This window comes from Streptomyces sp. NPDC044984, from assembly GCF_040646935.1.
In the GTDB taxonomy this organism is placed as follows: domain Bacteria; phylum Actinomycetota; class Actinomycetes; order Streptomycetales; family Streptomycetaceae; genus Streptomyces.
In genome coordinates this window covers 186088-210941 of record NZ_JBEZBE010000009.1, presented here as the reverse complement: position 1 = coordinate 210941, position 24854 = coordinate 186088, and the positions used below count along the sequence as shown (strand labels likewise).

The window sequence follows — 24854 nt, the reverse complement described above, 5'->3', positions numbered from 1 at the left end:
GGGTTGGGAATTCTGTCCTGATTCCAGTCGTTGTTTCCATCGGATGCAGGGCACTCGACCAGAGTCCGGAGGGACCTGAGAGACGTGTCAAGCGTCCGCAGGACCACCCGCTGACCTCATCATCGCAAGGGAGCACGCATGGCAACCCGCGCCGTCGCCCGTCGTCAGTCCGCCACCGGCGAGACGGCCGACTCGGCACGCAGTGTCCGCGCCCATGGCAGCGAGATCGCCGATCGCGACCTGGTGGGCATGTACCTGGACGAGATCGCGCGCACGCCGCTGCTCGACGCCGCCAAGGAGGTCGAGCTGTCCCAGATCATCGAAGCGGGTGTGTTCGCGCAGCAGATCCTCGACGGCCTCGAGGAGAACAAGGCCGGAGCCACCCCCGAGGAGCTCCGGGCCCTGGTCGACGCCAGCGAGCGGGCGAAGGACGTCTTCATCCGTTCCAACCTCCGTCTGGTCGTCGCCGTGGCCCGCCGCTACCCCAGGAGCGGCCTGCCGCTGCTCGACCTGATCCAGGAGGGCAACGCCGGTCTGGTCCGCGCGGTCGAGAAGTTCGACTACCGCAAGGGCTTCAAGTTCTCCACGTACGCGACCTGGTGGATCCGCCAGGCCATCACCCGCTCGATAGCCGACCAGTCGCGCACCATCCGCCTCCCCGTCCACCTGGTGGAGGAACTGGGCCGGATACGGCGCGTGCAGCGCGAGTTCAACCGTGAGCACGGCCGGGAGCCGGAGCCCGCGGAGATCGCCGCCGAGCTCGGCTCCACGCCGGAGCGCGTCATCGACGTGCTCGACTGGGCCCGTGACCCGGTCTCGCTGAACATGTCGGTGGACGACGAGGGCGAGACCCAGTTCGGCGACCTCCTGGAGGACACCTCGGCGGTGTCGCCGGAGCAGTCGGTGCTGACGCTGCTGCGCAGTGAGGAGCTGGACGACCTGATCGGCCGCCTCGACCAGCGCACGGCCTCCATCATCAAGATGCGGTACGGCATCGAGGACGGCCGCGAGCGCACGCTGACCGAGGTCGGCAAGGAGCACGGCCTGACCCGCGAGCGCATCCGCCAGATCGAGAAGCACGCACTGCTGGAGCTGAAGAAGCTGGCCCGCGACACCGGTTTCGACGCGGCGGCGTGACACCCGGCCGGAGCGCGGCTGCCGCGACGGCGGCGCGGCAGTCCGCCCCCGGTCCCCGGTGCGGCGGCGTGACGGCCGGAGGCTGACGCGACGGCGTGAGGGGACCCGGACGGCGCGGTAGCGTGACGGCCGGGCCGCCGGAGACGGACGCGGCGGTGCGGCCGCCGGGTCCGGCGCGGTGGCGCCGACGCCGCCGCGCGGGGTCCGGGGGAGCGACGGGGTCCGCACGGACCCCGGCCGCGTACGCCGGGTGGCGAAAGACCGCGCAAAACATGGCCGTTCCCCGCCGCTTCAACCCACCGGGCCCTGGGAACAAGAATTCCAGGCCGGGAGTTCGAACTTCGGGCCCCTGAGATCCTGGACCCACCGAGCCACGTCCCGACGCACAACCCCCCCGGCGCCGGGACTTCCCCAAGCCGGGTTCGGCGCCCTCCCCCCGGGCGCCGGGCCCGGCTTCCTCATGCGCGCCGCCGGCCGTCGGCCGGCGGGTCACCCCGGACCTGAACCCCGGGGTGGCCCGCCAGATGGCAGATTGTGTCACATGGGCATAGCCTGCCGGGCGTGAGCAGCACCACCCCGACGTCGCCCCCGCAGCCTCCCGCGGTCTCGCTGACCGAACGGCGCAAGGCCGAGACCCGTATGGAGATCGCCCGCGCGGCGGCCGGTCTCTTCGTCCGGCAGGGCCTGCGGGCCACCCGCGCCGAGGACATCGCCCAGGCGGCCGGCATCGCCCCGCGCACCTTCTACCGGTATTTCGCCAGCAAGGAAGAGGCCATCGGCCCGCTCTACGCCGTCGGCGCCCAGCGCTGGGTGGCGGCGGTGCGCGCCGCCCCCGCGGGGGTGCCCCTGCCACGGGTCCTGGAGGACGCCGTGCGCCACACGCTCACCCCCGGTCTCGGGGTGTCGGCGCCCTCCTGGGACTGGGTGCGCACCCTGATCCGGCTGGCCGAGGCGACCCCCGCCCTGCGCCGGGTGTGGGCGGAGGCGTGCCGGGAGTCGGAGCGGAGCCTGGCGGAGGCGCTGGCGGAGCGGCTGGCGGCCGCTCACGTCCCGTACCAGGCCGACAACGTTGCCGACCGCACCCGGCTGTGCTTCACCGCCGCCGTCGCGAGCGCGGCCGTGCGCACGGCGATGGAGAACTGGGCGGCCGGCGACGGCCCCTCCGAGGGCCCCGGGGGCCCGGCCGAACTGGCGGTCGCCAACCTCGCGGCGCTACGGGACTTCGCGTGGGCGGCCTGACGCCGGCCCGCGGCCGTTCCCGGAGGGCTCCGGCGCCGCGTCACTCCGCACCGCCCGCCGCCCGGCTCATCCGCGCCCCCAACTCCCGTACCACCTCCACCAGTTCCGCGGGCTCATGCACCGTAAACCCGTGCCCGAGCGTCGCCAGCCGTACCGCCACCCAGTCCTTGGCGCCGCTCACCGTCGCCCGCAGCCGGCAGGTTCCCGCGTCCAGCGGTTCGGGCGTGCCCAGCCAGCCCGGGAGGCGGGCGGCGACCGCCTCGGCCGGTGCGGCGAAGGTGACGACCAGTTCGTAGGACTCCTGCGCGCGGTACATCGACCGGCGCAGGAACTCCGCCGCGCTCCCGGTCGGCAGCTCGCGCGGGGTGAACCGCGCCCCGGTCGCGAAGGGTTCGCTCACCCGGTCGACGCGGAACGTCCGCCAGTCCGCGCGGTCGAGGTCGTACGCCACCAGGTACCAGCGCCGCCCGGTCGACACCAGCCGGTACGGCTCGGTCACCCGCCGGGACTCGGTGCCGTCGGCGGCCCGGTAGGCGAACCGCAGCCGCTCGTGCCCGGCCACCGTGGAGGCCATGACGGTGAGCGTCTCCGGCGCGATCGTCGCCCCGTCTCCGCTGGTCAGCGGGGTGGTCGCGGCCTGGAGCGTGCTGACGCGGTGGCGCAGCCTGGCGGGCAGCACCTGCTCCAGCTTGGCCAGCGCCCGCACGGAGGCCTCGTCCACGCCCTCCAGCGCGTGCCCGGCGCCGGCCCGCAGCCCGACCGCGATGGCCACGGCCTCCTCGTCGTCGAGCACCAGCGGCGGCATCGCCTTGCCGGCGACGAGCCGGTAGCCGCCGTCCGCGCCCAGGGTGGCCTGCACGGGATAGCCGAGCTCGCGCAGCCGGTCGATGTCCCGCCGGACCGTGCGCCGGGAGACCCCGAGCCGGTCGGCCAGTTCGCCGCCGGGCCATTCGCGGGGCGTCTGGAGGAGGGAGAGGAGGGTCAGGAGCCGGGCCGGGGTGTCCGTCGTCATGAGAACGAGGATGCCGCGGAACTAGGACCTGATCCGACCTACTTGGGAAATAGCTTCCGGGACATGAACTCCACCGACACCCCGCACGCACCGCGGCCCGCCGCGGGCGACCAGGGCGACCGCCGCCGCTGGTTCGCGCTGGCGATCGTGATGACCGCCGCCTTCATGGACCTCGTCGACGTCACGATCGTCAACATCGCGATCCCGTCGATCCAGCGCGACGAGGGCGCCACCTTCAGCCAGATCCAGTGGATCACCGCGGGTTACGCGCTGGCCTTCGCCGCCGGCCTGGTCACCGGCGGCCGGCTCGGCGACATCCACGGCCGCAAGCGGATCTTCCTCGTCGGCATCGGCGGCTTCACCGTCGCCTCCGCGCTGTGCGGTCTCGCCGTGAACCCGGAGATGCTGGTCGCCTCCCGCATCCTGCAGGGCGCCATGGCGGCGCTGATGGTGCCGCAGGTCCTGTCGATCGTGCACGCGACCTTCCCGGCGCACGAACGCGGCAAGGTGTTCGGGCTGTTCGGCGCGATCGTCGGCCTGGGCGCGGTGTCCGGGCCGCTGCTCGGCGCGCTGCTGACCGAGTGGAACCTGTTCGGCCTGGAATGGCGGCCGATCTTCCTGATCAACCTGCCGGTCGGCATCGCGGGCCTGGTCCTCGGCGGCCGCTTCATCACCGAGTCGAAGGCGCCGCGCGCCCTGAAGCTGGATCTTGTGGGCGTCGCGCTGGTGACGCTGGGGCTGCTGATGCTGATCTACCCGCTGACCCGCGGGCGTGAGCTGGGCTGGCCGCTGTGGGGGTACGTGTCGATGGCCGGCTCGCTGGTGGTCTTCGCGGCGCTGGTGGCGTACGAGCGGGTCAAGGGGGCGCGGGACGGCTCCCCGCTGATCGAGCTGTCGCTGTTCAAGGTGAAGAGCTTCGCGGCGGGCATCGCGGTGCAGACGGTGTTCGGGATCGGCCTCGGCGTCTTCTTCCTGGTCTGGACGCTGTACATGCAGGTCGGCCTGGGCTGGAGCGCGCTGCGGGCCGGACTGACCGGGGTGCCGTTCTCCGTCGCCGTCTCGGTGGCGGCCGGGATGTCGGTGCAGCTGCTGGTGCCGCGCTACGGGCGCAAGGTGCTCCAGGCGGGCGCGCTGGTGATGGCGGCGGGCGTCCTGCTCTACGTCTGGGAGTCCGAGCGCTACGGCATGGACATCACCTCCTGGCAGATGGCGCTCCCGCTGGCGGTCATGGGCGTCGGCATGGGGCTGATCGTGGCCCCGCTGACCGACGCGGTGCTGTCCGAGGTGCCGCGTGAGCACGCCGGGTCGGCGTCGGGGCTGATCAACACCGTGCAGCAGATGGGGAACGCGCTGGGGCTCGGCCTGGTGTCGGTGGTGTTCTTCGGGGTGATCGACGAGCGGCTCGCCCCGGCCGAGGTGGGCCCGGCCTTCGCGGACGGCTTCCAGCACGCGCTGGGTTATGTGGCCGCGGTGCTGGGCGTGATCTTCCTGCTGATGTTCGCCCTGCCCAAGCGTCCCGCCCAGCACGTGGAGGGCGCGGGAGAGGCTCCGGTGGCGGTGGAGAAGGAGCGGGAGCTCGTGGCCTGAGCGGGTCCGCGGAGAGGGCCCGGCGCCTCACGGGGTGCCGGGCCCTCGGCGTGTGTACGTACGGACATGAACGGAAGCCCGTTCGTGTCCGTACGTGCCCATGTCTGTTTACTTTCCGGACATCGGGGCGTACTCTGCGGGCGAAACCACACGTTCGGGCATGAACGGACTCGGAGGCAGGCCACCATGTACGCACCGGAACGCCAGCGGGAGATCCTGCGGCTCGCCCGCGACGGCGGCCGGGTGGACGTGGTCTCGCTGGCCGAGGAGTTCCAGGTGACCGCCGAGACCATCCGCCGGGACCTCAAGGCCCTCGACCGCGCCGGCCTGGTCCGCAGGGTGCACGGCGGGGCCATCCCGGCCGGACGCCTCGACTTCGAGCCGGACCTCGCCGAGCGGGAGACGACCGCGGCCGACGAGAAGGACCGCATCGCCAGGGCGGCCCTCGCCGAACTCCCGGCCGACGGCGCCGTGATCGTCGACGCCGGCTCGACGGCCGCGCTGCTCGCCGGCCTCCTGCCGGTGGAGCTCTCCCTCACCGTCGTCACCCACAGCCTGCCCATCGCGGCCCGCCTCGCCGACCACCCCGGCATCCAGCTCCATCTCGTCGGAGGGCGCGTACGGCACCGTACGCGCGCCGCCGTGGACGCCTGGGCGCTGCGCGCGTACGCCGAGATCCGCGCGGACGTCCTGTTCGTGGCCGCCAACGGGTTCTCCGCCGAACACGGGCTGACCACGCCCGACCTCGCCGAGGCCGCCGTGAAGCGCGCGGCCATGGCCGCCGCCCGCCGGGTGGTGCTGCTCGCCGACTCCTCCAAGCACGGCCAGGAGCACTTCGCCCGCTTCGGCGACCTGGGCGACGTGGACCTGCTGATCACCGACAGCGGGCTCAGCCCGGACGACGCCGCCGCGATCGAGCGCGGCGGCACGGAAGTGGTGCGCGCATGATCCTCACCGTCACCCCCAACCCGTCCCTGGACCGCACCTACGAGGTCCCCTCGCTGGACCGCGGCGAGGTCGTCCGGGCCACCGGCGAACGCGTCGACCCCGGCGGCAAGGGCGTCAACGTCTCCCGCGCCGTCACCGCGGCCGGCCGGCGCACGGTCGCCGTACTGCCCCTGGGCGGCGCACCGGGCGCCCTGGTCGCCGACCTGCTCGACGCGCAGGGCATCGAGGTCGCTCCGGTCCCGGTCGCCGGCGCCACCCGCTCCAACATCGCGCTCGCCGAGGCGGACGGCGTGCTCACGAAGATCAACGCGCCGGGCCCGGAACTGACGCCGGCCGAGCGGGAACTGCTCCTCGACACCGTGCGCCGGCAGTCCCCGGGCGCCGACTGGATCGCCTGCTGCGGCAGCCTGCCGCGCGGGCTCGCCCCCTCCTGGTACGCCGAACTGGTCGCCCGGGTGCACGCCGCCGGCGTACGCGTCGCGCTGGACACCTCAGGGCCCGCGCTGCTCGCGGCCCTGCGCGAGCGGCCCGACGTGGTGAAGCCGAACGCCGGGGAGCTCGCCGAGGCCGTGGGGCGGCCCCTGGCCACCGTGGGCGACGCGCTGAAGGCGGCGGAGGAGCTGCGGGGGATGGGCGCCCGGGCCGTCCTCGCGAGCCTCGGCGCCGACGGGCAGCTGCTCGTGGACGACGACGGCGCCTGGTTCGGCACCGCGGCGGTGGACGCCGTCCGCAGCAACGTGGGCGCCGGCGACTCCTCGCTGGCCGGGTTCCTCGTCGCCGGCGGGCGCGGCCCCGAGGCGCTCGCCTCCGCCGTCGCCCACGGCGCGGCAGCCGTCAAGCTCCCCGGCAGCGTGATGCCGACCCCGGCCGACCTGGACCCGGCCGCGGTGACCGTCACGGCCGAGGTACCCGCCGACCGCGCACTGCGGGAGCCGGTGTCATGAACCCTCCCCTCCCCCTCCTCACCCCCGTCCCCCCTTCCGCCCACCCCGCTGCACGGGCGATACGCGTGCGAAGGAGCCCGCGATGAGCGACATGATCACTGCGGAACTGGTCGATCTCGACCTGTCCGCCGACACCAAGGAGGCGGCGGCGCGCGCCCTCGCCGAGCGCATGGTGGCCCTGGGCCGGGTGACCGACCTGGACGGCTTCCTCGCCGACGTCGCCGCCCGCGAGGCGCAGATGCCGACCGGCCTCGACGGCGGCATCGGCATCCCGCACTGTCGCAGTGAACACGTCACCGAGCCCACGCTCGCCTTCGGGCGCAGTGCCACCGGGATCGACTTCGGCGCGGCGGACGGGCCCGCCGACCTGGTCTTCCTGATCGCCGCCCCGGCCGGTGCCGACGACGCCCATCTGACGATCCTGTCGTCGCTGGCCCGGCAGCTGATGAACACCGGGTTCACCGATGCCCTGCGGTCGGTGGGCGACGCGGGAGCGGCGGCCGCGCTCATCCGGGGCGAAGAGGCCGGCTCCGCGGCCGCCGGGGACTCCGCGGCCGCCGGGGACTCCGTGGCCGTCGAGGACTCCGTGGCCGTCGAGGACTCCGTGGCGGCGCCGGCGGCGGCCTCCGCCGGTGCCGCCACGGGCACCACCGCCCCCGAGGGCGACCGCCCGTTCCGGGTCGTCGCCGTCACCTCCTGCCCCACCGGCATCGCCCACACCTACATGGCCGCCGAGTCGCTGGAGAACGCCGGCCGGGAAGCCGGCATCGAGATCGTCGTCGAGACCCAGGGCTCCGCCGGTTTCACCCGGCTCGACCCGGCCGTGATCGCGGCGGCGGACGGCGTGATCTTCGCCCACGACGTGCCCGTACGGGAGAAGGACCGCTTCGCGGGCAAGCCGACCGTCGACACCGGCGTCAAGGCGGCCATCAACCGGCCCGCCGAGCTGATCACCGAGGTGAGAGGCAAGGCGGAGCGCGGCGAGGTCACCGCGGCGGCCACGTCCGGCGCGTCCGGCGGTACGCCCGTCGAGCGCGCCGGCGACGGCGGCGAGGGCTACGGCACCAAGCTGCGCACCTGGCTGATGTCCGGCGTCAGCTACATGGTGCCGTTCGTCGCGGCGGGCGGTCTGCTCATCGCCCTCGGCTTCGCGATCGGCGGCTACGAGATCAACGAGGCGCCGCCGGTGACGGACCACTTCGTGTGGACCCAGGCCGACAGCTGGGGCGCCCTGCTCTTCCAGATCGGCGGCGTCGCCTTCGGCTTCCTCGTCCCCGTCCTGGCCGGCTACATCGCCTACGGCATGGCCGACCGGCCCGGCCTGGTGCCGGGCTTCGTCGGCGGCGCGGTCTCGCTCACCGTCAACGCCGGATTCCTCGGCGGTCTCGCGGCCGGTCTGATCGCCGGCGGCGTGGTGATCGCGATCCAGAAGGCGCGCATACCGGCGGCCCTGCGCGGCATCATGCCGGTGGTGGTGATCCCGCTGATCTCCACGGCGGTCGTCGGCTTCCTGATGTTCGTCGTCATCGGCAAGCCCATCGCCGAGGCCCAGAAGGGCATGACCGACTGGCTGAACGGCCTGACCGGCACCAACGCCGTCCTGCTCGGCGCCCTCCTCGGCCTGATGATGTGCTTCGACCTCGGCGGGCCCGTCAACAAGGTCGCCTACACCTTCGCCACCGCCGGGATCGCCGTCGCGAGCCCCGGCGACTCCGCGATGAAGATCATGGCCGCGGTGATGGCCGCCGGCATGGTGCCGCCGCTGGCGATGGCCCTGGCGACCACGGTCCGCGGCAAGCTCTTCGACCGCACCGAACGCGAGAACGGCAAGGCCGCCTGGGTCCTGGGCGCCTCCTTCATCTCCGAGGGCGCGATCCCGTTCGCCGCCGCCGACCCGCTGCGGGTGATCCCCGCCTCGATGGCGGGCGGCGCGGTCACCGGTGCCCTGTCGATGGCCTTCGGCGCCACCCTGCGCGCCCCGCACGGCGGCGTCTTCGTCGTCCCGCTGATCGGCAACCCGTTCCTCTACCTGGTCGCCATCGCCGCGGGCGTCTGTGTCACGGCGGCCCTGGTGATCGTCCTCAAGGGCCTGCGCAAGCCGGCCCCGGTCACCACGGGCGCGGGCGGGGCCACATCGGTGCCGTCGGCGGAGACCAAGCAGCCGGTGGCCGCGTAGAGTTACGACGATGCGTCCGTTTGGGTAGGTGTGGGCGTTTCATTCCTACTGCGATATAGATCACCATCATCACGATCCGGGGCCGAAGCCCCGGATCGTGGTGTGTACTGGGCCGCATGCCTGAGTACACGACACTCTCGCGGACGACGGGCGCCACCGTCCTCACCCTGGTGGCCATGGCCTGCGCGGCGGGCCTGGCCGACGCCCTGCGGCGGCGCCGCGGGCGGACGCGCGGGCGCACCCGGGAGCACTCGGAGGCCACCTCGCGGCACACGCCCCACGGCACCCCGGTGATCCCGCGCCAGCAGCGGAGCGGCCCCCAGGTGGAAGCCGTACGGCTCACGCCGGCGGAACGCGACGCGTTCGCCGTGCTGGTACGGCGCTTCAGCGAGGGGGACTGAGCCGCGGCCCCGCCCGCCGCCTCAGGAGACCTGCGCCGCCCGGCGCTCCATCGCCTCCCGCGCCGCGTCCTCGCTGACGTACACCTCGCACATGTGCCGCCCGTCCGGCGTGACCGTGTGCTCGACCTCCCACACGGACAGCTCCGCACCGTCGCCCAGCAGGAACGCGTGCTCGTAGAGCGAGAAGGACAGCCCCGCCCGTCCCGCGCGGGACGGGCGGCCGAAGGCCTGCGTGATCCGGTGCGCGCACGCCGTGGCCAGCAGCGCGGCCGTCTCGGCGCCCGGCCGGTCCGTGTTCTCCGCCCGGCGCAGTAAGCGCCGCGCGTGATCCGCGGAACCGTCCGGGACGTACACGTTCCGCAGCGCGGGAGGCGGCAACAGCTGCACCGTCACCGGCAGTTCGAAGTCCGGCGCGTCCGGCGGCAACGGCAGCCGGGCCGTGGCCGTCCGCAGTTCCTCCTCGTCCACGTACACCTCGTGCTGCGGCTCGTCCCCCGGCGCCGTGTTGTGCACGAGCTCCCAGAGGGTCAGCGCCGAACCGTCGGCGAGCAGCCAGGTGTGGCGGTACGTCTCCCGGTGCAGCCCCGCGCTGTGGTGCGCGGAGTGCAGCGAACCGTCGTACGCCAGCGCGCAGTCCAGTCGCCGGATCGCCTCGTCGGGCAGCTCGAAGGAGTTCAGGGCGCGGCCGAGGAGGCGCGCGAGGTGCTCCTCCGGAGACTCGGGCGAGTCGGGTGGTTCGTACGCTGCCGTCTCGTACGGAACGCTCAAGGTTTCTCCCGGCGTTGCTGCATGTCACCTTGTGGGTGCATACCGTAGCCCCTCGGGTGGAATCGTGTCCGGGAACCGAGGAAACGTATGGCGAAAAACGAACGGAGCGCGCGAGAAATTCCCGGCACCGCCCGGACGTACGTCAACTGCTTCTGAGCAAAAGGTACTTCGGCAGCCGGTGGCCGGCCCCTCCTTTCAGCGCCCGCCGTACAACTCCCCGTACGACGGCCACGAACCGCCCGGACCGTCCACCGGGCCGGCGGCGCGGACGGCCCGTACGATCGCGCGGGTCACCAGGTCCGCGCCCGCCGCGAGGATCTCGTTCAGGGCCAGGGGGTCCGCCGCGTCGAGCGGGCGGGCGCCCGTGGCCAGGGCGAAGACGGTGTCGCCGTCGCTGAGCAGATGCACCGGCCGCACGGCCCGCGCGATGCCGTCGTGCGCGGTGCCGGCCAGTTTCTGCGCCTGCGCCTTGGACAGGACGGCGTCGGTGGCGACCACCGCGAGCGTGGTGTTCAGCGGTGGAGCCGCGTTCCGCCCGGCCACCTCCGCGAGCCGCCGCAGCGCGGCCCCGTGCACCTCCGGCTCCGGATAACGCACCCGGCCCCGGAACAACTCCCCGTACAGCACCCCCGTCTCCGGATCCACCGCCGACCCCGCCGCGTTGGCCACCACCAGCGCGGCCACCGTGATGCCCGAGTCCAGCACCGCGCTCGCGGTGCCGACCCCGCCCTTCACCTGCCCGACCACCGCGCCCGTACCGGCGCCCACGCACCCCTGCGGCACCGGTGCTCCCGGACCGCTCGCCGCCGCGGCCTCGACCGCGGCCCGGCCGGTGGCCGCGTCCGGCCGGGCCCGGAAGTCACCGCCCCGCCCCAGGTCGAAGACGCAGGCGGCCGGCACCACCGGCACCACGTGCGCGGGATCCGGCCCGACGCGCACTCCGCGCCCCCGCTCCTCCAGCCAGGCCATCACCCCGGACGCCGCGTCGAGCCCGTACGCGCTGCCCCCGGTCAGCACGACCGCCTCGACCGTCCGCACCAGGTTGCGCGGATCGAGCGCGTCGGTCTCCTTCGTGCCGGGGCCACCGCCGCGCACGTCCACCGCGGCCACGGCCCCGCCCTCGGGCGCGAGCACGACCGTGGTGCCCGTGAGCCATCCGCCGCCGGCACGCGTCGCGTGTCCCACGCGCACGCCGGCCACATCCGTCAGAGCGTCAGCTGTCATGGGGCCAGTACTGCCCGGTCAGGGGCGGCCGTACCCTGGGCACATGAGCACCGACCCCGATCCCCGCCCGAGCGGGCCCACGCCGGCGCTGGTCTTCGACGACCCGCTGGACCAGCAGTCCTCGGACGACACGGACCGCGGCTGGGGCGAGCGTCCGTCCGGCGACAGCGCGGCCGATCTCAAGCGCTTCCTCGACGAGAAGCCGCCCCACCACCTCTGACCCGGCGGAGCGCCTACCGCTCGTCCCGGCCCGTGCCGCGCTGCGCGACGAGGGTGTCGCGGATCTCCTTGAGCACCTCCAGCTCAGTGATCTCGACGACCTCGTGCGTGCCCTCCTTCGCCTTGCGGCGGGCCTCCACCCGGGCCAGGTACTTCGCCATGGGCAGCACCATCAGGAAGTAGACGACCGCCGCGGTGATCACGAACTGCAGCGTCGCCCCGAGGACCGAGCCCCACAGGATCCGCACGCCGGTCGCCGCGTCGCCGGCGCCCTCGCAGGGGCCCTTCAGGCACGAGCTGTAGCTGTCCAGGTTCTTGGTGCCGAAGGCGCCCACCAGCGGATTGATGACGCCCTTCACGACCGCGTTGACGATGTTGGTGAAGGCCGCGCCGATCACCACCGCCACGGCCAGATCGACGACGTTGCCCCGCATCAGGAAGGCCTTGAAGCCCTGCAGGACGCTCGTCTTCTCCTGGTGGCTCACTTCGAGGCCTCATTTCTCGTGCGTACGGTGCGGAAGAAAACGCTCCGCAACCTACGTCACCCCGGTGCCGGCCTGTCCAGCCGGGCCGCCCGGCGAAAGGGCCCCGCACGCGGACGAGGACCGGGGAAGCCCTGGTCACCACATCGTCACCGCCAGCCGTGCCGTGGCGCTCGCGCCGGCCAGGCCGGCCGCGGTGGAACGCGGCACCGACAGCACGACCAGCGCCCCGCCGTCGCCCGTCCCGTCCGCTCCGTCCGCCGGTTCCGGCACCTCGGTCACCCGCGCCCCGCGCGCGACCACACGGGCCTCGCCCCCGGACACCGTCTCCTCGGCGGCGATCACGTCCACCCGGTCGCCCGGCCGCAGCAGCCGTACCGTGGCCGCGTCGGCGATCCGCACCGCCGCCGTGACCACCGCGCCCGCGCCCCGCGCCCGTACGGCACGGTCTCCGGGGGACACCGAGGCGGAACGGGCCGCCGGGGCCCCGTCGGGACGGCCGCGGGACCGGTCCGCGTCCCGCGGCCCCGCCGCCACCAGCGCCGCCGCCGTGACCGCGAGGCCGAGCGCCATGGCCCGCCTCCGGTGCCGTACGAGCCCGGCAGGGAGGGGCAGGGCACCGCGCACCCGCACCGGGGCGAAGTGCGGCACCTCGCACGGGGGAGGGACCTCGAGGCCGGGCGGGTGGGGGAACGAGGCGTCGGGCGGGTGGGGGAACGAAGTGCCCGGCGGGTGGGGGAACGCGGTACCCGGCGGGCGGGGGAACGTGGTACCCGGCGGGCGCGGGACAGCGCGGGAGGGGGAGCGGAGCGAGGAGGGAAGACGGGACACGGGTACCACCACCTGCGACGAGGGACCGGCTTGCGACTCCCACGATGAGGCCTCGCGCCGCGCCCCGCCGGGCCCTGTGGACACACCACGGCCCTGTGGAGAACTCCTCCACCCGAACGGGACGCTCCACCCCCGCGAGTGGTTACGGCAGCGCAAACCCCGGGTCCATCCCGCCCAGCGCCGACGTGCACGGACAGTCCCGCTCCTCCGTCGCCGGCAACGCCGCCACCGCGTCGAAGAGCACGCCCCGCAGCCGGTCCACGTTGGCGGCGAACACCCGCAGCACCTCGTCGTGGGAGACGCCCTCACCGGTCTCGGCGCCGGCGTCCAGGTCGGTGACCAGGGTCAGGGAGGTGTAGCAGAGCTCCATCTCGCGGGCGAGCGCCGCCTCGGGGTGGCCGGTCATGCCCACCACCGACCAGCCCTGCGCCCGGTGCCACAGCGACTCGGAGCGGGTGGAGAAGCGCGGCCCCTCCACCACGACCAGCGTGCCGCCGTCCACCGGCTCCCAGTCCCGGCCCCGGGCCGCCTTCAGCGCGGCGGCCCGCCCGGTGGGGCAGTAGGGGTCGGCCAGCGACACGTGGACCACGTTCGGCACCGTGCCGTCGGGCAGCGGCAGCCCGTCGAAGTAGGTGCCCGCCCGGGACTTCGTACGGTCCACGAGCTGGTCCGGCACCAGCAGCGTGCCCGGTCCGTGCTCGGGCCGCAGGCCGCCGACCGCGCACGGCCCGAGGACCTGGCGCACGCCGACCGACCTCAGCGCCCACAGGTTGGCCCGGTAGTTGATGCGGTGCGGCGGCAGGTGGTGGCCCCGTCCGTGCCGGGGGAGGAAGGCGACCCGCCGGCCGGCCACCTCGCCGAGGAAGAGGGAGTCGCTGGGCGCCCCGTACGGGGTGTCCACCTGGACCTCGGTCACGTCGTCGAGGAAGGAGTAGAAACCGGAGCCGCCGATCACGCCGATCCCGGCCTTCGCCATGTTCGCCATGTCCCGCACCCTAACCGCACCCGGGGACGCCGAGGACCCCGTCGTCGGCGGACGACGGGGTTCCGTGAGGAAGCGGCCCTACGCGGCGGTGGTGCTGGTGGAGCTGCTCGAACCGGACGAGCTGGACGAGCTGGAGCTGGAACCCGAGTCCGAGGACGAGGAGGACGTCGAGGACGACGTGCTCGACGGCTTCGACGACGCCGGCGAGCTGCTCGACGAGGAGCCGCGGCTGTCGTTGCGGTAGAAGCCGGAGCCCTTGAAGACGATGCCCACCGCCGAGAACACCTTCTTCAGGCGGCCCTGGCAGTTGGGGCACTCGGTCAGCGCGTCGTCGGTGAACTTCTGCACCGCCTCGAGGCCCTCGCCGCACTCGGTGCACTGGTACTGGTAGGTCGGCACTTGTCTTCCTCCTGGCACTCTCACTCGATGAGTGCTAACGACGGTCCATCTTGACGTATTCCGCGGGTTCAGTCCACTGCGACGGACTCGCGGTGACCGACGCCACGTGCGACGGTGTGCCCGCGCGGGGGCGCGGCCAGCCGCGACCGCAGCGCCAGCAGCGTCGCGAGGGCCAGCACCGTACCGGCCATCGGGACCAGGAAGCCGGCGCCGCCCCACAGGCGGTCCTCCAGCTGTCCCGCGACCGTGACGGCCGCCGCCTGGCCGAGCGCGACGGCGCCGGTCAGCCAGGTGAAGGCCTCGGTGCGGGCACCCGCCGGGACCAGGTTCTCCACCAGTGTGTAGCCGGTGATCAGGGCCGGTGCGATGCACATGCCGACCAGGAGGCCGAGCCCGGCCAGCAGCAGTGCCGAGTGGGCGGTCCACAGGGCGGAGGCGGTCAGCGCGAGCGCCGTGTAGCCGATCACCAGGCGCCGCTGCGGGGCGGTCTTCCAGACGATCGCGCCGCAGGCGATGCCGGAGAGCATGTTGCCCGCGGCGAAGACGCCGTAGAGGACGCCGTTCAGTCCGGGCTCGCCGATCGACTCGGTGAACGCGGCCAGCGAGACCTGCATGCCGCCGAAGACGGAACCGATGCCCAGGAAGGTCACGATCAGCACGCGCACACCGGGGACGCGCAGTGCGGAGACGTGCTCCACGCGCGCGTGCCCGTCGCGGCCCGTCTCGGGCTGCGTGCCCTTCTGCGCGGCGAACAGCAGACCGCCGACCAGGGTCAGCGCGGCCTCGGTGAGCAGGCCCGCGGCCGGGTCGACGGCCGTGCACAGGGCCGTGGCCAGCAGCGGTCCGACGACGAAGGTGAACTCGTCGGTGACGGACTCGAAGGCCGCCGCGGTGGTCAGCAGCGGGGAGCCCTTGAGCCGCACGCCCCAGCGGGCCCGCACCATGGGCCCGATCTGCGGCACCGAGGCACCCGTGGGCACGGCGGCGGCGAACAGCGCCCACAGGGGCGCGTGGGTGAGCGCCAGCGCGGTGAGGGCCGCTCCGGCCGCCGTGTGGACGAGGACGCCGGGTACGAGGACGGCGCGCTGACCGTGGCGGTCGGCGAGACGGCCGCTGTAGGGGGCGAACAGCGCCATGGAGACGCCGGTGACGGCCGCGACGGCGCCGGCCGCGCCGTACGAGCCGGTGGTGTGCTGCACCAGCAGCACGATGGAGAGGGTGAGCATCGCGAACGGCTGGCGTGCCGCGAAGCCGGGGAGCAGGAACGTCCACGCGCCGCGCGTGCGCAGCAGCCGGCCGTATCCCGGTCGGGAGGTGGCCGCCGAGTCCTTCGACGTGGTGACCGTGGATGCCACGGCCCGTGCCTTTCCGCCACCTGGTAGCGGCCCGCGCGGGTCGTGCGGGGGCGCCGAGAGCTGTCCTCTTGCGCTGACTGCGGTAGATACCGGCGCCACAGCTCAGGGCGTTCCGGCCGCCATACGGTCGCGCCAGCTCTGCGTCAGGCAGAGTTGGTTCGATCTGGGGGTCGCCTGCATCGTACAGGGATCACCTGCGGCCCGCTGTGAAGCCGGGCACGCCGTCAGCGATCCACCGGCGTCCCGCCTGGGATCCGCCGACGCCCCGTCCCCGGTCCGCCGACGCCCCGTCTCCGGTCCGCCGACGCCCCGTCCCCGGTCCGTCAGTGTCCCGTCCCCGGTCCGTCGCCGCCCAGCCAGCCGGCCAGCTTGCCGCCCCGGCCGACCGCGCGCAGGCGCCGTTCGGCGGCGTCCCGTACCGGGTCCGTGGCGACGACGAGCAGTTCGTCCCCGCGGCGCAGCACCGTCGACGGCAGCGGCACGAACGAGTTCCCCTCGCGCACGACGAGGGTGACGGCGGCCCCGGCCGGCAGCCGCAGCTCGGCGACCTCCACGCCGTGCATCCTCGACCCGGCCGGGATGGCGACCGACAGCAGGTGTCCGCGCAGCCGCTCCAGGGGCGCCGACTCGATGCCGAGGTCGGCGGCGGAGTCCCCGCCCAGGTGCAGCTTGCGGGCCAGCCAGGGCAGGGTCGGCCCCTGGACGAGGGTGTAGACGACGACCAGGACGAAGACGATGTTGAAGATCCGCTCGCTCCCGGCGACACCCTGCACCATCGGGATCGTCGCCAGGATGATGGGCACGGCGCCGCGCAGTCCCGCCCATGACATCAGCGTCTGCTCCTGCCAGGCCACCCGGAACGGCAGCAGGCAGACGACGACGCTCAGCGGGCGGGCCACCATGGTGAGCGCCAGTCCGATGACCAGCGCGGGCACGATGTCGTCGCCCAGCTCGTGCGGGGTGACGAGCAGGCCGAGCAGGACGAACATGCCGATCTGGGCGATCCAGCCGAGCCCCTCGGCGAAGCCGCGCGTGGCGGGCCAGTGCGGCAGCTTGGCGTTGCCCAGCACCATCGAGGCGAGGTAGACGGCGAGGAAGCCGCTGCCGTGGGCGATCGCGCCGAACGCGTAGGCGGCGACCGCGATGGCCATGACGGCGATCGGGTAGAGGCCGGAGGCGGGCAGCGCCACGTGCCGCAGTCCCCAGGCGCCCAGCCAGCCCACCGCGAACCCGATGGCGGCGCCGATGGCCAGTTCCAGCACTATCTCGCCGACCAGGACGTACCAGTGCTCGACCGGTCCGGCCGAGGAGAAGGCGACGACCAGGATGACGACGGGCGCGTCGTTGAAGCCGGACTCCGCCTCCAGTGTGCCCGTCACCCGCGCGGGGAGCGGTATTTTCCGCAGCACCGAGAAGACGGCCGCCGCGTCGGTCGAGGAGACCACCGCGCCGATGATCAGCGACTGCCGCCATTCCAGCCCGACCAGGAAGTGCGCGGCCGACGCCGTGACGCCGACGCTCACCGCGACGCCGGCCAGCGCGAGCGCGGAGGCGGCGGGCAGGATCGGTCTCACCTCCGTCCACTTCGTGCCCAGACCGCCCTCGGCCAGGATCACGACCAGGGCCGCGTATCCGATGACCTGGGTCAGCTCGGCGTTGTCGAAGTGGATGTCGCCGATGCCGTCCTGGCCCATGGCGATGCCGATGCCCAGGTAGACGAGCAGGCTGGGGAGCCCGCTGCGCGAGGAGATCCGGACCGCTGCGACGGCGACGAGCAGGACGATCGAGCAGACGAGCAGGAGCTGGTTGAGGTGGTGGACAGTCAGCGGCCGTTCCCTTCCCTGACTCAGGCGCACCCGCGCGTGAGCTCACGTACATCGCATGCGATCCACCGCTTCCGCGGCAAACTACTTCGTTACCTTACCTAACTCTTGACGCGTTCTTGACGCTCGAGAGGGCAAGATCGAACGTCCGTCCGGGCTGGTTCCCCACTCCGCGTCAAGTGCCGCGGGGCCCTGCGCCTATCGTTGCTCCAGCGCTCAGTTAAAAGCACAGCCCGACCTGCCGCTCGCGTTAGGACAGCAAGGACAGCGATGCCCACCGACACCACCGCCTCCACGGGCCAGCAACCCGGCAAGTCCGGCAGGAAGAAGGGGCGCAGAGCCCGACTGATCGTGCTCGTCCTGGTGCTGGCCCTGATCGGCGGTGTCGCCTACGGGGGGTACTGGTCCGTCAGCACCGTGCGCGCCTCCTTCCCGCAGACCAAGGGCTCGATCACCCTCCAGGGCCTGACGGGAACCGTCGACGTCAAGCGGGACGGCTACGGCATCCCGCAGATCTACGCCTCCTCCGACGAGGACCTGTTCATGGCGCAGGGCTACGTCCAGGCGCAGGACCGGTTCTACGAGATGGACGTGCGCCGGCACATGACCGCCGGGCGTCTGTCGGAGATGTTCGGCGAGAGCCAGATCGACAACGACGAGTTCCTGCGCACCCTGGGCTGGGACCGGGTCGCCAAGGAGGAGTACGACAAGAAGCTCTCCCCCGCCACGAAGAAGTACCTCCAGGCGTACGCCAAGGGGGTCAACGCCTATCTGGAGGGCAAGGAGGGCAAGGAGATCTCCCTGGAGTACGCGGCCCTCGGCTTCGAGAACGACTACAAGCCGGGGGAGTGGACCCCGGTCGACTCCGTGGCCTGGCTGAAGGCGATGGCCTGGGACCTGCGCGGCAACATGCAGGACGAGATCGACCGCGCGCTGATGACCAGCCGCCTCGGCCCGAAGCAGATCGCCGACCTGTACCCGGCGTACCCGTACAGCCGGAACAAGCCGGTGGTCCAGGAGGGCCAGTACGACCAGCTCACCGGAGCGTACGAGCAGGGTGAGAGCACGGACGGCACGGGCACCGGTACCGGTATCGGCACGGAGACCGGTACCGGCACAGGGACCGGTACCGGCACCGGGACCGGCACCGGCACCGGGACCGGCACAGGGACTGAGACCGGTACAGGGACTGGGACCGGTACAGGGACTGGGACCGGCACCGGCACCGGCGGTTCCTCCCTGGAGAGCCAGCTGACCGGCCTCCAGGAGGTCCTGGAGGACCTCCCCACCGCCGTCGGCGTCAACGGCGACGGCATCGGCTCCAACTCCTGGGTGGTCGCGGGCGAGCACACCATCACCGGCAAGCCCCTGCTCGCCAACGACCCGCACCTGTCGGCCTCGCTGCCGTCCGTCTGGTACCAGATGGGCCTGCACTGCCGAGACGTCTCCGCCGAGTGCCAGTACGACGTCACCGGCTACACCTTCGCGGGCATGCCGGGCGTGATAATCGGCCACAACCAGGACATCGCCTGGGGCCTGACCAACTCCGGCGTCGACGTCACCGACCTCTACCTGGAGAAGATCACCGGCGACGGCTACCAGTACGACGGCAAGGTGGTGCCGTTCAAGACCCGCGAGGAGACCATCGAGGTCGCCGGCGGCAAGGCGCAGAAGATCGTCGTCCGCGAGACCAACAACGGCCCGCTGCTCTCCGACCGTTCCGACGACCTGGTGAAGACCGGCAGGAAGGCCACCGTCGACAGCGCCGCTCCCGACCGGGGCGACGGCTACGGCGTCGCGCTGCGCTGGACCGCCCTGGACGCCGGCCGCACCATGGACTCCATCTTCGCGATGAACCGCGCGAAGGACTGGGACGACTTCCGCGAGGCGGCCACCCTGTTCGAGGTGCCCTCGCAGAACCTGATCTACGCGGACACCGAGGGCAGCATCGGCTACACGCTCCCCGGGAAGATCCCCACCCGCGCGGAGAAGCACGACGGCTCCGTCCCCGCCCCCGGCTGGGACTCCGACTACGAGTGGGCCGGCTGGATCGAGCAGGACGCGCTGCCCTACGAGTACAACCCGGACCGCGGCTACATCGTCACCGCCAACCAGGCCGTCGTCGGCGAGGAGTACCCGTACACGCTGACCACCGACTGGGGTTACGGTGCCCGCAGCCAGCGGATCACCGAACTGATCAAGTCGAAGATCAAGGACGGCGGCAAGATCTCCACCGACGACATGCGGCAGATGCAGCTCGACAACTCCAGCTCCATCGCCAAGCTGCTGGTGCCGCACCTGCTCAAGATCGACACCGAGGACGCGGACGTCCGCGAGGCGCAGAAGCTGCTGGAGGGCTGGGACTACACCCAGGACGCCGACTCGGCGGCGGCCGCCTACTTCAACTCCGTGTGGCGCAACATCCTCAAGCTCGCCTTCGGCCACAAGCTGCCCAAGGAGCTGCGGGTCAAGGGCCAGTGCCTGTGGGTCGACCCGGTCAACACCACCGGGCCCGCCGACGAGGCGGGCAAGGTCCGCGAGTGCGGTCAGCGCGACGCCGACCAGGCACAGCCCGACGGCGGCGACCGCTGGTTCGAGGTGGTCCGCAAGCTGATGGACAAGGAGGACAGCGACTGGTGGAAGACCCCCAGGTCGGGCACCCGCCCCGACGCGGACAACCGTGACGAGCTGTTCAAGCGCGCCCTGATCGACGCCCGCTGGGAGCTGACCGCCAAGCTCGGCAAGGACATCGACACCTGGAGCTGGGGCCGGCTGCACCGCCTGTTCCTGAACAACCAGACCCTCGGCACCGAGGGCCCGGGCTTCCTGCAGTACCTCCTCAACCGCGGCCCGTGGAAGCTCGGCGGCGGCGAGGCCACCGTCAACGCGACCGGCTGGAACGCCGCCGGCGGCTACGACGTCGTATGGGTGCCATCCATGCGGATGGTGGTCAACCTCGGCGACCTCGACAAGTCCCGCTGGATCAACCTCACCGGCGCCTCCGGGCACGCCTACAACTCCCACTACGTCGACCAGACGGACAAGTGGGCCGAGGGCGAGCTGCTGGAGTGGTCGTACTCGGAGAAGGCGGTCGAGGACAGCACCAGCGACACCCTGCTGCTGAAGCCCTGACCCCGGTCCCCGCCGTCGGAAGCGGCCTCCCGCGCGCCCGCGGGAGGCCGCTTCCGCGTGTGCGGGGTGAGGGCTCAGCCGAACCGCCGGCCGAACCGGCGCACCCCGGACGGCGTCACCACCGCGTGCACCGGCCGGTCGTGCGGCTCGACGGGGACGCGGTCGACGACCTCCGCGTCGTACAGCAGCACCACCAGCGACGGACGCGCGCCCGCGCGGTCCAGCCGGGCGAGGACCCGGTCGTAGGAGCCGCCGCCGCGGCCCAGGCGCATTCCGCGCGTGTCGGCGGCCAGGCCCGGCAGCAGGACGACGTCCGCCTCCGTGACGGCGTCCGGTCCGAGACGCGGCCCCGCGGGCTCGAGGAGCGCCATGCGCGCGCCGTGTCGCACGCGAACGAGCGAACCCTCACCCTCGTACGTTCCCCAGTCCAGGTCGTTGTCGGGCAGCAGCACGGGCAGGATCACGCGTGCGCCCCGCGTGCGCAGCGCATCGAGCAGCGCGAGTGTGCCGGGTTCGCTCCCCACGGAGACGTACGCCGCGACCGTGCGCGCGTGCGCCAGTTTAGGCAGTCCGAGTGCCTGTCCGGCCAGCGCGACCGCGGATTCCCGCACGTCATCCGCCGTCAACCCGTTCCTCGCCGCGAGGACCTCCCGGCGCCATGCCCGCTTGTCAGGCTCGTTCGCGTCCTCTTCGTGTCTCAAGTCTGTTCCTGTACCGTTCTAATATGCTCATATGAGCGGTAATTGACCGGAGTCTCAGATTCCCTGCAAAGGGGCCCGATATGGTGTCGGGCATGTCTCAGTCACACCCTCGGATCAGCAAGGCTGTCATCCCCGCAGCCGGCCTCGGTACCCGGTTCCTGCCGGCCACCAAGGCCACTCCCAAGGAGATGCTGCCGGTCGTCGACAAGCCGGCGATCCAGTACGTGGTCGAAGAGGCCGTCTCCGCCGGTCTCGACGACGTCCTCATGGTGACGGGCCGCAACAAGCGCCCCCTGGAGGACCATTTCGACCGCAATTACGAGCTGGAGTCCGCCCTCCAGAAGAAGGGCGACGCCGGCCGCCTCGCCAAGGTCCAGGAGTCCAGCGACCTCGCCACCATGCACTACGTCCGCCAGGGCGACCCCAAGGGCCTCGGTCACGCCGTGCTGTGCGCCGCCCCGCACGTCGGTGACGAGCCCTTCGCCGTCCTCCTCGGCGACGACCTGATCGACCCGCGCGACCCCCTGCTCCAGCGCATGATCGACGTCCAGCAGCAGCACGGCGGCAGCGTCGTCGCGCTCATGGAGGTGGCCCCCGAGCAGATCCACCTCTACGGCTCCGCCGCCGTCGAGACCACCGCGGACGCCGACGTCGTCAAGGTCACCGGCCTGGTCGAGAAGCCCGCCCCCGAGGACGCGCCGTCCAACTACGCCATCATCGGCCGCTACGTCCTCGACCCGGCCGTGTTCGACATACTGCGCAAGACCGAGCCCGGCCGCGGCGGCGAGATCCAGCTCACCGACGCCCTCCAGCAGCTCGCCACGGACGAGCAGGTCGGCGGCCCGGTGCACGGCGTCGTCTTCAAGGGCCGCCGCTATGACACCGGCGACCGCGGCGACTACCTGCGTGCCATTGTCCGACTCGCGTGCGAACGTGAGGACCTGGGCCCGGACTTCCGGACCTGGCTCCAGCGATACGTCACCGAGGAGATGCAGCAACGTTGAGCACCGCCGCGCCCCGCACCGCAGGCCCTGACCACCTCTGGTCGGTGGACGAGCACCTGGACGACATCCTCGCGACCGTCCGGCCCCTCGAACCCATCGAGCTCCAGCTCCTCGACGCCCAGGGCTGCGTCCTGGTCGAGGACGTCACGGTGCCGGTCTCCCTGCCCCCGTTCGACAACAGCTCCATGGACGGGTACGCGGTGCGGGTCGCGGACGTCGCGGGCGCGAGCGAGCGGTACCCGGCGGCCCTCGAGGTCGTCGGGGACGTCGCCGCCGGCGCGGCCGGCCTCCTCCACGTCGGCCCCGGCCAGGCCGCCCGCATCATGACCGGCGCCCCGCTCCCGCCCGGCGCCGAGACCGTCGTCCCCGTCGAGTGGACCGACGGCGGGCTCGGCGAGGGCCCGGCCACCGGGATGCGCGCCCGCAGCCTCGCCCCCGAGGGCGCCACCGGGCAGGTGCACGTGTACCGCCCGGCCGGGGCACGCGCGCACGTGCGCGCCGAGGGCAGCGACGTCAGGGCCGGTGACCGCGCCCTGGCGGCCGGCACCGTCCTCGGCCCGCCGCAGATCTCCCTGCTGGCCGCCATCGGCCGCGGCACGGTCCGGGTGCGCCCGCGCCCGCGCGTGGTGGTGCTCTCCACCGGCAGCGAACTCGTCCAGCCCGACGGGGAACTGCGCCCGGGCCAGATCTACGACTCCAACAGCTTCGCCCTCACCGCCGCCGCGCGGGACGCCGGCGCGATCGCCTACCGCGTGGGCGCCGTCGCCGACGACGCCGCGACCCTGCGGGACACCATCGAGGACCAGCTGGTCCGCGCCGACCTGGTGGTCACCACCGGTGGCGTGAGCGTCGGGGCGTACGACGTCGTCAAGGAGGCGCTGTCGTACACGGCGGACGAGGACGAGCCCGGCAGCGGTGTCGAGTTCCGCAAGCTCGCCATGCAGCCGGGCAAACCCCAGGGCTTCGGCTCCATCGGCCCCGACCACACCCCGCTCCTCGCCCTGCCCGGCAACCCGGTCTCCAGTTACGTCTCCTTCGAGCTGTTCGTCCGTCCCGCCATCCGCACCCTGATGGGCCTGACGGACGTCCACCGGCCGAGGGTGCGCGCGAAGCTCACCGCGGACCGGGCGCTGACCTCGCCGGGGGGCCGCCGCCAGTTCCTGCGCGGCCGGTACGCCGACGGCACCGTGACGCCCGTCGGCGGCGCCGGCTCCCACCTCGTGGCGGCCCTCGCACAGGCCGACGCGCTGATCGTCGTTCCCGAGGACGCCGAGTCCGTCGCGCCCGGCACCGAGGTCGAGGTGGTCCTGCTCGGCTGAGCGCGACCGGTTGGCGGTACCGTGTCGCGCACAGCAGGCCCGTGCGCCGCACCGCGACGGGCCAGGACCGGGAGCGCCACACGATCATGACCGTGCCTTCCCGGGGGGAGACCCCCGGACCCTCCGAATCCTCCGGACCCGCCGAGCGGTCCCGTCTGACCCACCTCGACGCGGCGGGCGCCGCCCGCATGGTCGACGTGTCCGGCAAGGACGTCACCGCGCGCACCGCGCGGGCCACCGGCCGCGTCCTCGTCTCACCGCGCGTGATCGAGCTGCTGCGCGGCGAGGGCGTCCCCAAGGGCGACGCGCTGGCCACCGCGCGCATCGCGGGCATCATGGGCGCCAAACGCACCCCCGATCTGATCCCGCTGTGCCACCCGCTGTCGGTGTCCGGTGTGAAACTGGACCTGTCGGTCGCGGACGACGCCGTGGAGATCGCGGCGACCGTGAGGACGACGGACCGCACGGGCGTCGAGATGGAGGCGCTCACCGCGGTGTCGGTCGCCGCGCTCACCGTGATCGACATGGTCAAGGCGGTCGACAAGGAGGCGGTCATCACGGACGTGCGGGTCGAGGAGAAGACGGGCGGCAAGTCGGGCGACTGGAGCCGGGCATGACACTCGACACGACCGCCGGCGGCGCGCTGCTCGCCCCGTACAGCGCGCTCGTGGTCACGGCCTCCAACCGGGCCGCCGCCGGCGTCTACGAGGACAAGGGCGGCCCGCTGGTCGCGGAGGGACTGCGGCGCTTCGGGTTCGCGGTCGACGGTCCCCAGGTGGTCCCCGACGGCGACCCCGTGGAGGCGGTTCTCCGCGCGGGCGTCGACGCCGCCTACGACGTCATCGTCACCACCGGCGGCACCGGCGTCTCACCCACCGACCGCACCCCCGAGGCGACCCGCCGGGTCATCGACCACGAGGTCCCCGGCATCGCGGAGGCCATCCGGGCGTACGGCCGGGACAAGGTGCCCACGGCGGCGCTCTCCCGGGGCCTCGCGGGAGTCGCGGGCGGCCGGACGCTGATCGTCAACCTGCCGGGGTCCAGCGGCGGGGTGAAGGACGGTCTCGCCGTCCTGGAGCCGCTGCTGAAGCACGCCGTGGACCAGCTGCGCGGCGGGGACCACCCGAGGCCGGACGCCACCGGCGGGGGTGCGAGCTGAACAGCCCAC

Annotated in this window: 23 protein-coding genes; 13 read left to right on the top strand and 10 right to left on the bottom strand. The window is 72.9% G+C overall.

All coding sequences use genetic code 11. The features are described 5' to 3' along the window. Positions 1–138: 138 nt before the first annotated feature. On the top strand, positions 139–1137 hold the full coding sequence (locus AB0A94_RS12980; protein ID WP_361743124.1) for a sigma-70 family RNA polymerase sigma factor: 999 nt from the start codon (positions 139–141) through the stop codon (positions 1135–1137). Positions 1138–1698: 561 nt separating this feature from the next. After that, positions 1699–2376, top strand: coding sequence for a TetR family transcriptional regulator (locus AB0A94_RS12975; protein WP_361743121.1), 678 nt, complete (start codon positions 1699–1701; stop codon positions 2374–2376). A 40-nt stretch (positions 2377–2416) separates the two neighbouring features. Here the strand turns inward: AB0A94_RS12975 and AB0A94_RS12970 are convergent, their stop codons facing one another. After that, on the bottom strand, positions 2417–3388 hold the full coding sequence (locus tag AB0A94_RS12970; RefSeq protein ID WP_361743118.1) for a YafY family protein: 972 nt from the start codon (positions 3386–3388) through the stop codon (positions 2417–2419). A gap of 63 nt (positions 3389–3451) precedes the next feature. On the opposite strand from AB0A94_RS12970, the gene AB0A94_RS12965 reads away from it, so the two are divergent. The 5 genes from AB0A94_RS12965 (at position 3452) to AB0A94_RS12945 (ending at position 9444) form a co-directional block, all read left to right on the top strand. Then, positions 3452–4975 carry an MFS transporter gene (locus tag AB0A94_RS12965; RefSeq protein WP_361743115.1) on the top strand — a complete coding sequence of 508 codons (1524 nt, stop codon included), beginning with the start codon at positions 3452–3454 and terminating at the stop codon, positions 4973–4975. Positions 4976–5161: 186 nt separating this feature from the next. Continuing rightward, positions 5162–5923 (top strand): DeoR/GlpR family DNA-binding transcription regulator, encoded by a 762-nt coding sequence (locus AB0A94_RS12960; RefSeq protein WP_361743112.1) that lies wholly within the window; start codon positions 5162–5164, stop codon positions 5921–5923. Next, positions 5920–6867: a 1-phosphofructokinase gene (pfkB, locus tag AB0A94_RS12955; RefSeq protein WP_361743109.1), complete on the top strand. Its 948-nt coding sequence runs from the start codon at positions 5920–5922 to the stop codon at positions 6865–6867. The genes AB0A94_RS12960 and pfkB overlap by 4 nt, the downstream gene beginning before the upstream one ends. Before the next feature lie 82 nt (positions 6868–6949). After that, on the top strand, positions 6950–9043 hold the full coding sequence (locus AB0A94_RS12950; RefSeq protein ID WP_361743106.1) for a fructose-specific PTS transporter subunit EIIC: 2094 nt from the start codon (positions 6950–6952) through the stop codon (positions 9041–9043). Between the two features lie 116 nt (positions 9044–9159). Continuing rightward, positions 9160–9444 carry a hypothetical protein gene (locus AB0A94_RS12945; protein WP_361743103.1) on the top strand — a complete coding sequence of 95 codons (285 nt, stop codon included), beginning with the start codon at positions 9160–9162 and terminating at the stop codon, positions 9442–9444. Positions 9445–9465: 21 nt separating this feature from the next. Here the strand turns inward: AB0A94_RS12945 and AB0A94_RS12940 are convergent, their stop codons facing one another. Both AB0A94_RS12940 and AB0A94_RS12935 read right to left on the bottom strand, forming a co-directional pair. After that, positions 9466–10212: a DUF6227 family protein gene (locus tag AB0A94_RS12940; RefSeq protein ID WP_361743100.1), complete on the bottom strand. Its 747-nt coding sequence runs from the start codon at positions 10210–10212 to the stop codon at positions 9466–9468. Between the two features lie 195 nt (positions 10213–10407). Next, positions 10408–11436, bottom strand: coding sequence for a P1 family peptidase (locus AB0A94_RS12935; protein WP_361743097.1), 1029 nt, complete (start codon positions 11434–11436; stop codon positions 10408–10410). Positions 11437–11479: 43 nt separating this feature from the next. On the opposite strand from AB0A94_RS12935, the gene AB0A94_RS12930 reads away from it, so the two are divergent. After that, entirely contained in the window at positions 11480–11656 is a 177-nt protein-coding gene (locus AB0A94_RS12930; RefSeq protein ID WP_217129718.1) for a hypothetical protein, read from the top strand. Positions 11657–11669: 13 nt separating this feature from the next. On the opposite strand, the gene mscL is transcribed toward AB0A94_RS12930, so the two are convergent. The 6 genes from mscL to AB0A94_RS12900 form a co-directional block, all read right to left on the bottom strand. After that, entirely contained in the window at positions 11670–12140 is a 471-nt protein-coding gene (gene mscL / locus AB0A94_RS12925; protein ID WP_361743094.1) for a large conductance mechanosensitive channel protein MscL, read from the bottom strand. A gap of 135 nt (positions 12141–12275) precedes the next feature. Then, a complete protein-coding gene (locus AB0A94_RS12920; protein WP_361743091.1) occupies positions 12276–12788 on the bottom strand; it encodes a hypothetical protein in 513 nt (170 codons plus the stop codon). A gap of 322 nt (positions 12789–13110) precedes the next feature. Then, positions 13111–13953, bottom strand: a complete 843-nt coding sequence (locus AB0A94_RS12915) for an S-methyl-5'-thioadenosine phosphorylase (protein ID WP_361743088.1) — start codon at positions 13951–13953, stop codon at positions 13111–13113. Between the two features lie 78 nt (positions 13954–14031). Then, positions 14032–14352, bottom strand: coding sequence for an FmdB family zinc ribbon protein (locus AB0A94_RS12910; RefSeq protein WP_361743085.1), 321 nt, complete (start codon positions 14350–14352; stop codon positions 14032–14034). Between the two features lie 68 nt (positions 14353–14420). Beyond that, positions 14421–15707 (bottom strand): MFS transporter, encoded by a 1287-nt coding sequence (locus AB0A94_RS12905; protein ID WP_361743082.1) that lies wholly within the window; start codon positions 15705–15707, stop codon positions 14421–14423. 323 nt (positions 15708–16030) lie between these two features. Continuing rightward, entirely contained in the window at positions 16031–17563 is a 1533-nt protein-coding gene (locus AB0A94_RS12900) for a potassium/proton antiporter (protein WP_361743079.1), read from the bottom strand. A gap of 237 nt (positions 17564–17800) precedes the next feature. On the opposite strand from AB0A94_RS12900, the gene AB0A94_RS12895 reads away from it, so the two are divergent. Further along, positions 17801–20662, top strand: a complete 2862-nt coding sequence (locus AB0A94_RS12895) for a penicillin acylase family protein (RefSeq protein WP_361743076.1) — start codon at positions 17801–17803, stop codon at positions 20660–20662. A gap of 74 nt (positions 20663–20736) precedes the next feature. On the opposite strand, the gene AB0A94_RS12890 is transcribed toward AB0A94_RS12895, so the two are convergent. After that, positions 20737–21363 (bottom strand): 5-formyltetrahydrofolate cyclo-ligase, encoded by a 627-nt coding sequence (locus AB0A94_RS12890; RefSeq protein WP_361743073.1) that lies wholly within the window; start codon positions 21361–21363, stop codon positions 20737–20739. Positions 21364–21455: 92 nt separating this feature from the next. Between AB0A94_RS12890 and galU the strand changes: the two genes are divergently transcribed. The 4 genes from galU (at position 21456) to AB0A94_RS12870 (ending at position 24845) form a co-directional block, all read left to right on the top strand. Beyond that, a complete protein-coding gene (galU, locus tag AB0A94_RS12885; RefSeq protein WP_361743070.1) occupies positions 21456–22367 on the top strand; it encodes a UTP--glucose-1-phosphate uridylyltransferase GalU in 912 nt (303 codons plus the stop codon). Further along, positions 22364–23686 (top strand): gephyrin-like molybdotransferase Glp, encoded by a 1323-nt coding sequence (glp, locus tag AB0A94_RS12880; RefSeq protein WP_361743067.1) that lies wholly within the window; start codon positions 22364–22366, stop codon positions 23684–23686. The genes galU and glp overlap by 4 nt, the downstream gene beginning before the upstream one ends. Before the next feature lie 86 nt (positions 23687–23772). After that, a complete protein-coding gene (gene moaC / locus AB0A94_RS12875) occupies positions 23773–24303 on the top strand; it encodes a cyclic pyranopterin monophosphate synthase MoaC (RefSeq protein ID WP_361743064.1) in 531 nt (176 codons plus the stop codon). Further along, a complete protein-coding gene (locus AB0A94_RS12870; RefSeq protein ID WP_361743062.1) occupies positions 24300–24845 on the top strand; it encodes a MogA/MoaB family molybdenum cofactor biosynthesis protein in 546 nt (181 codons plus the stop codon). The genes moaC and AB0A94_RS12870 overlap by 4 nt, the downstream gene beginning before the upstream one ends. The last annotated feature ends 9 nt before the right edge of the window (positions 24846–24854 follow it).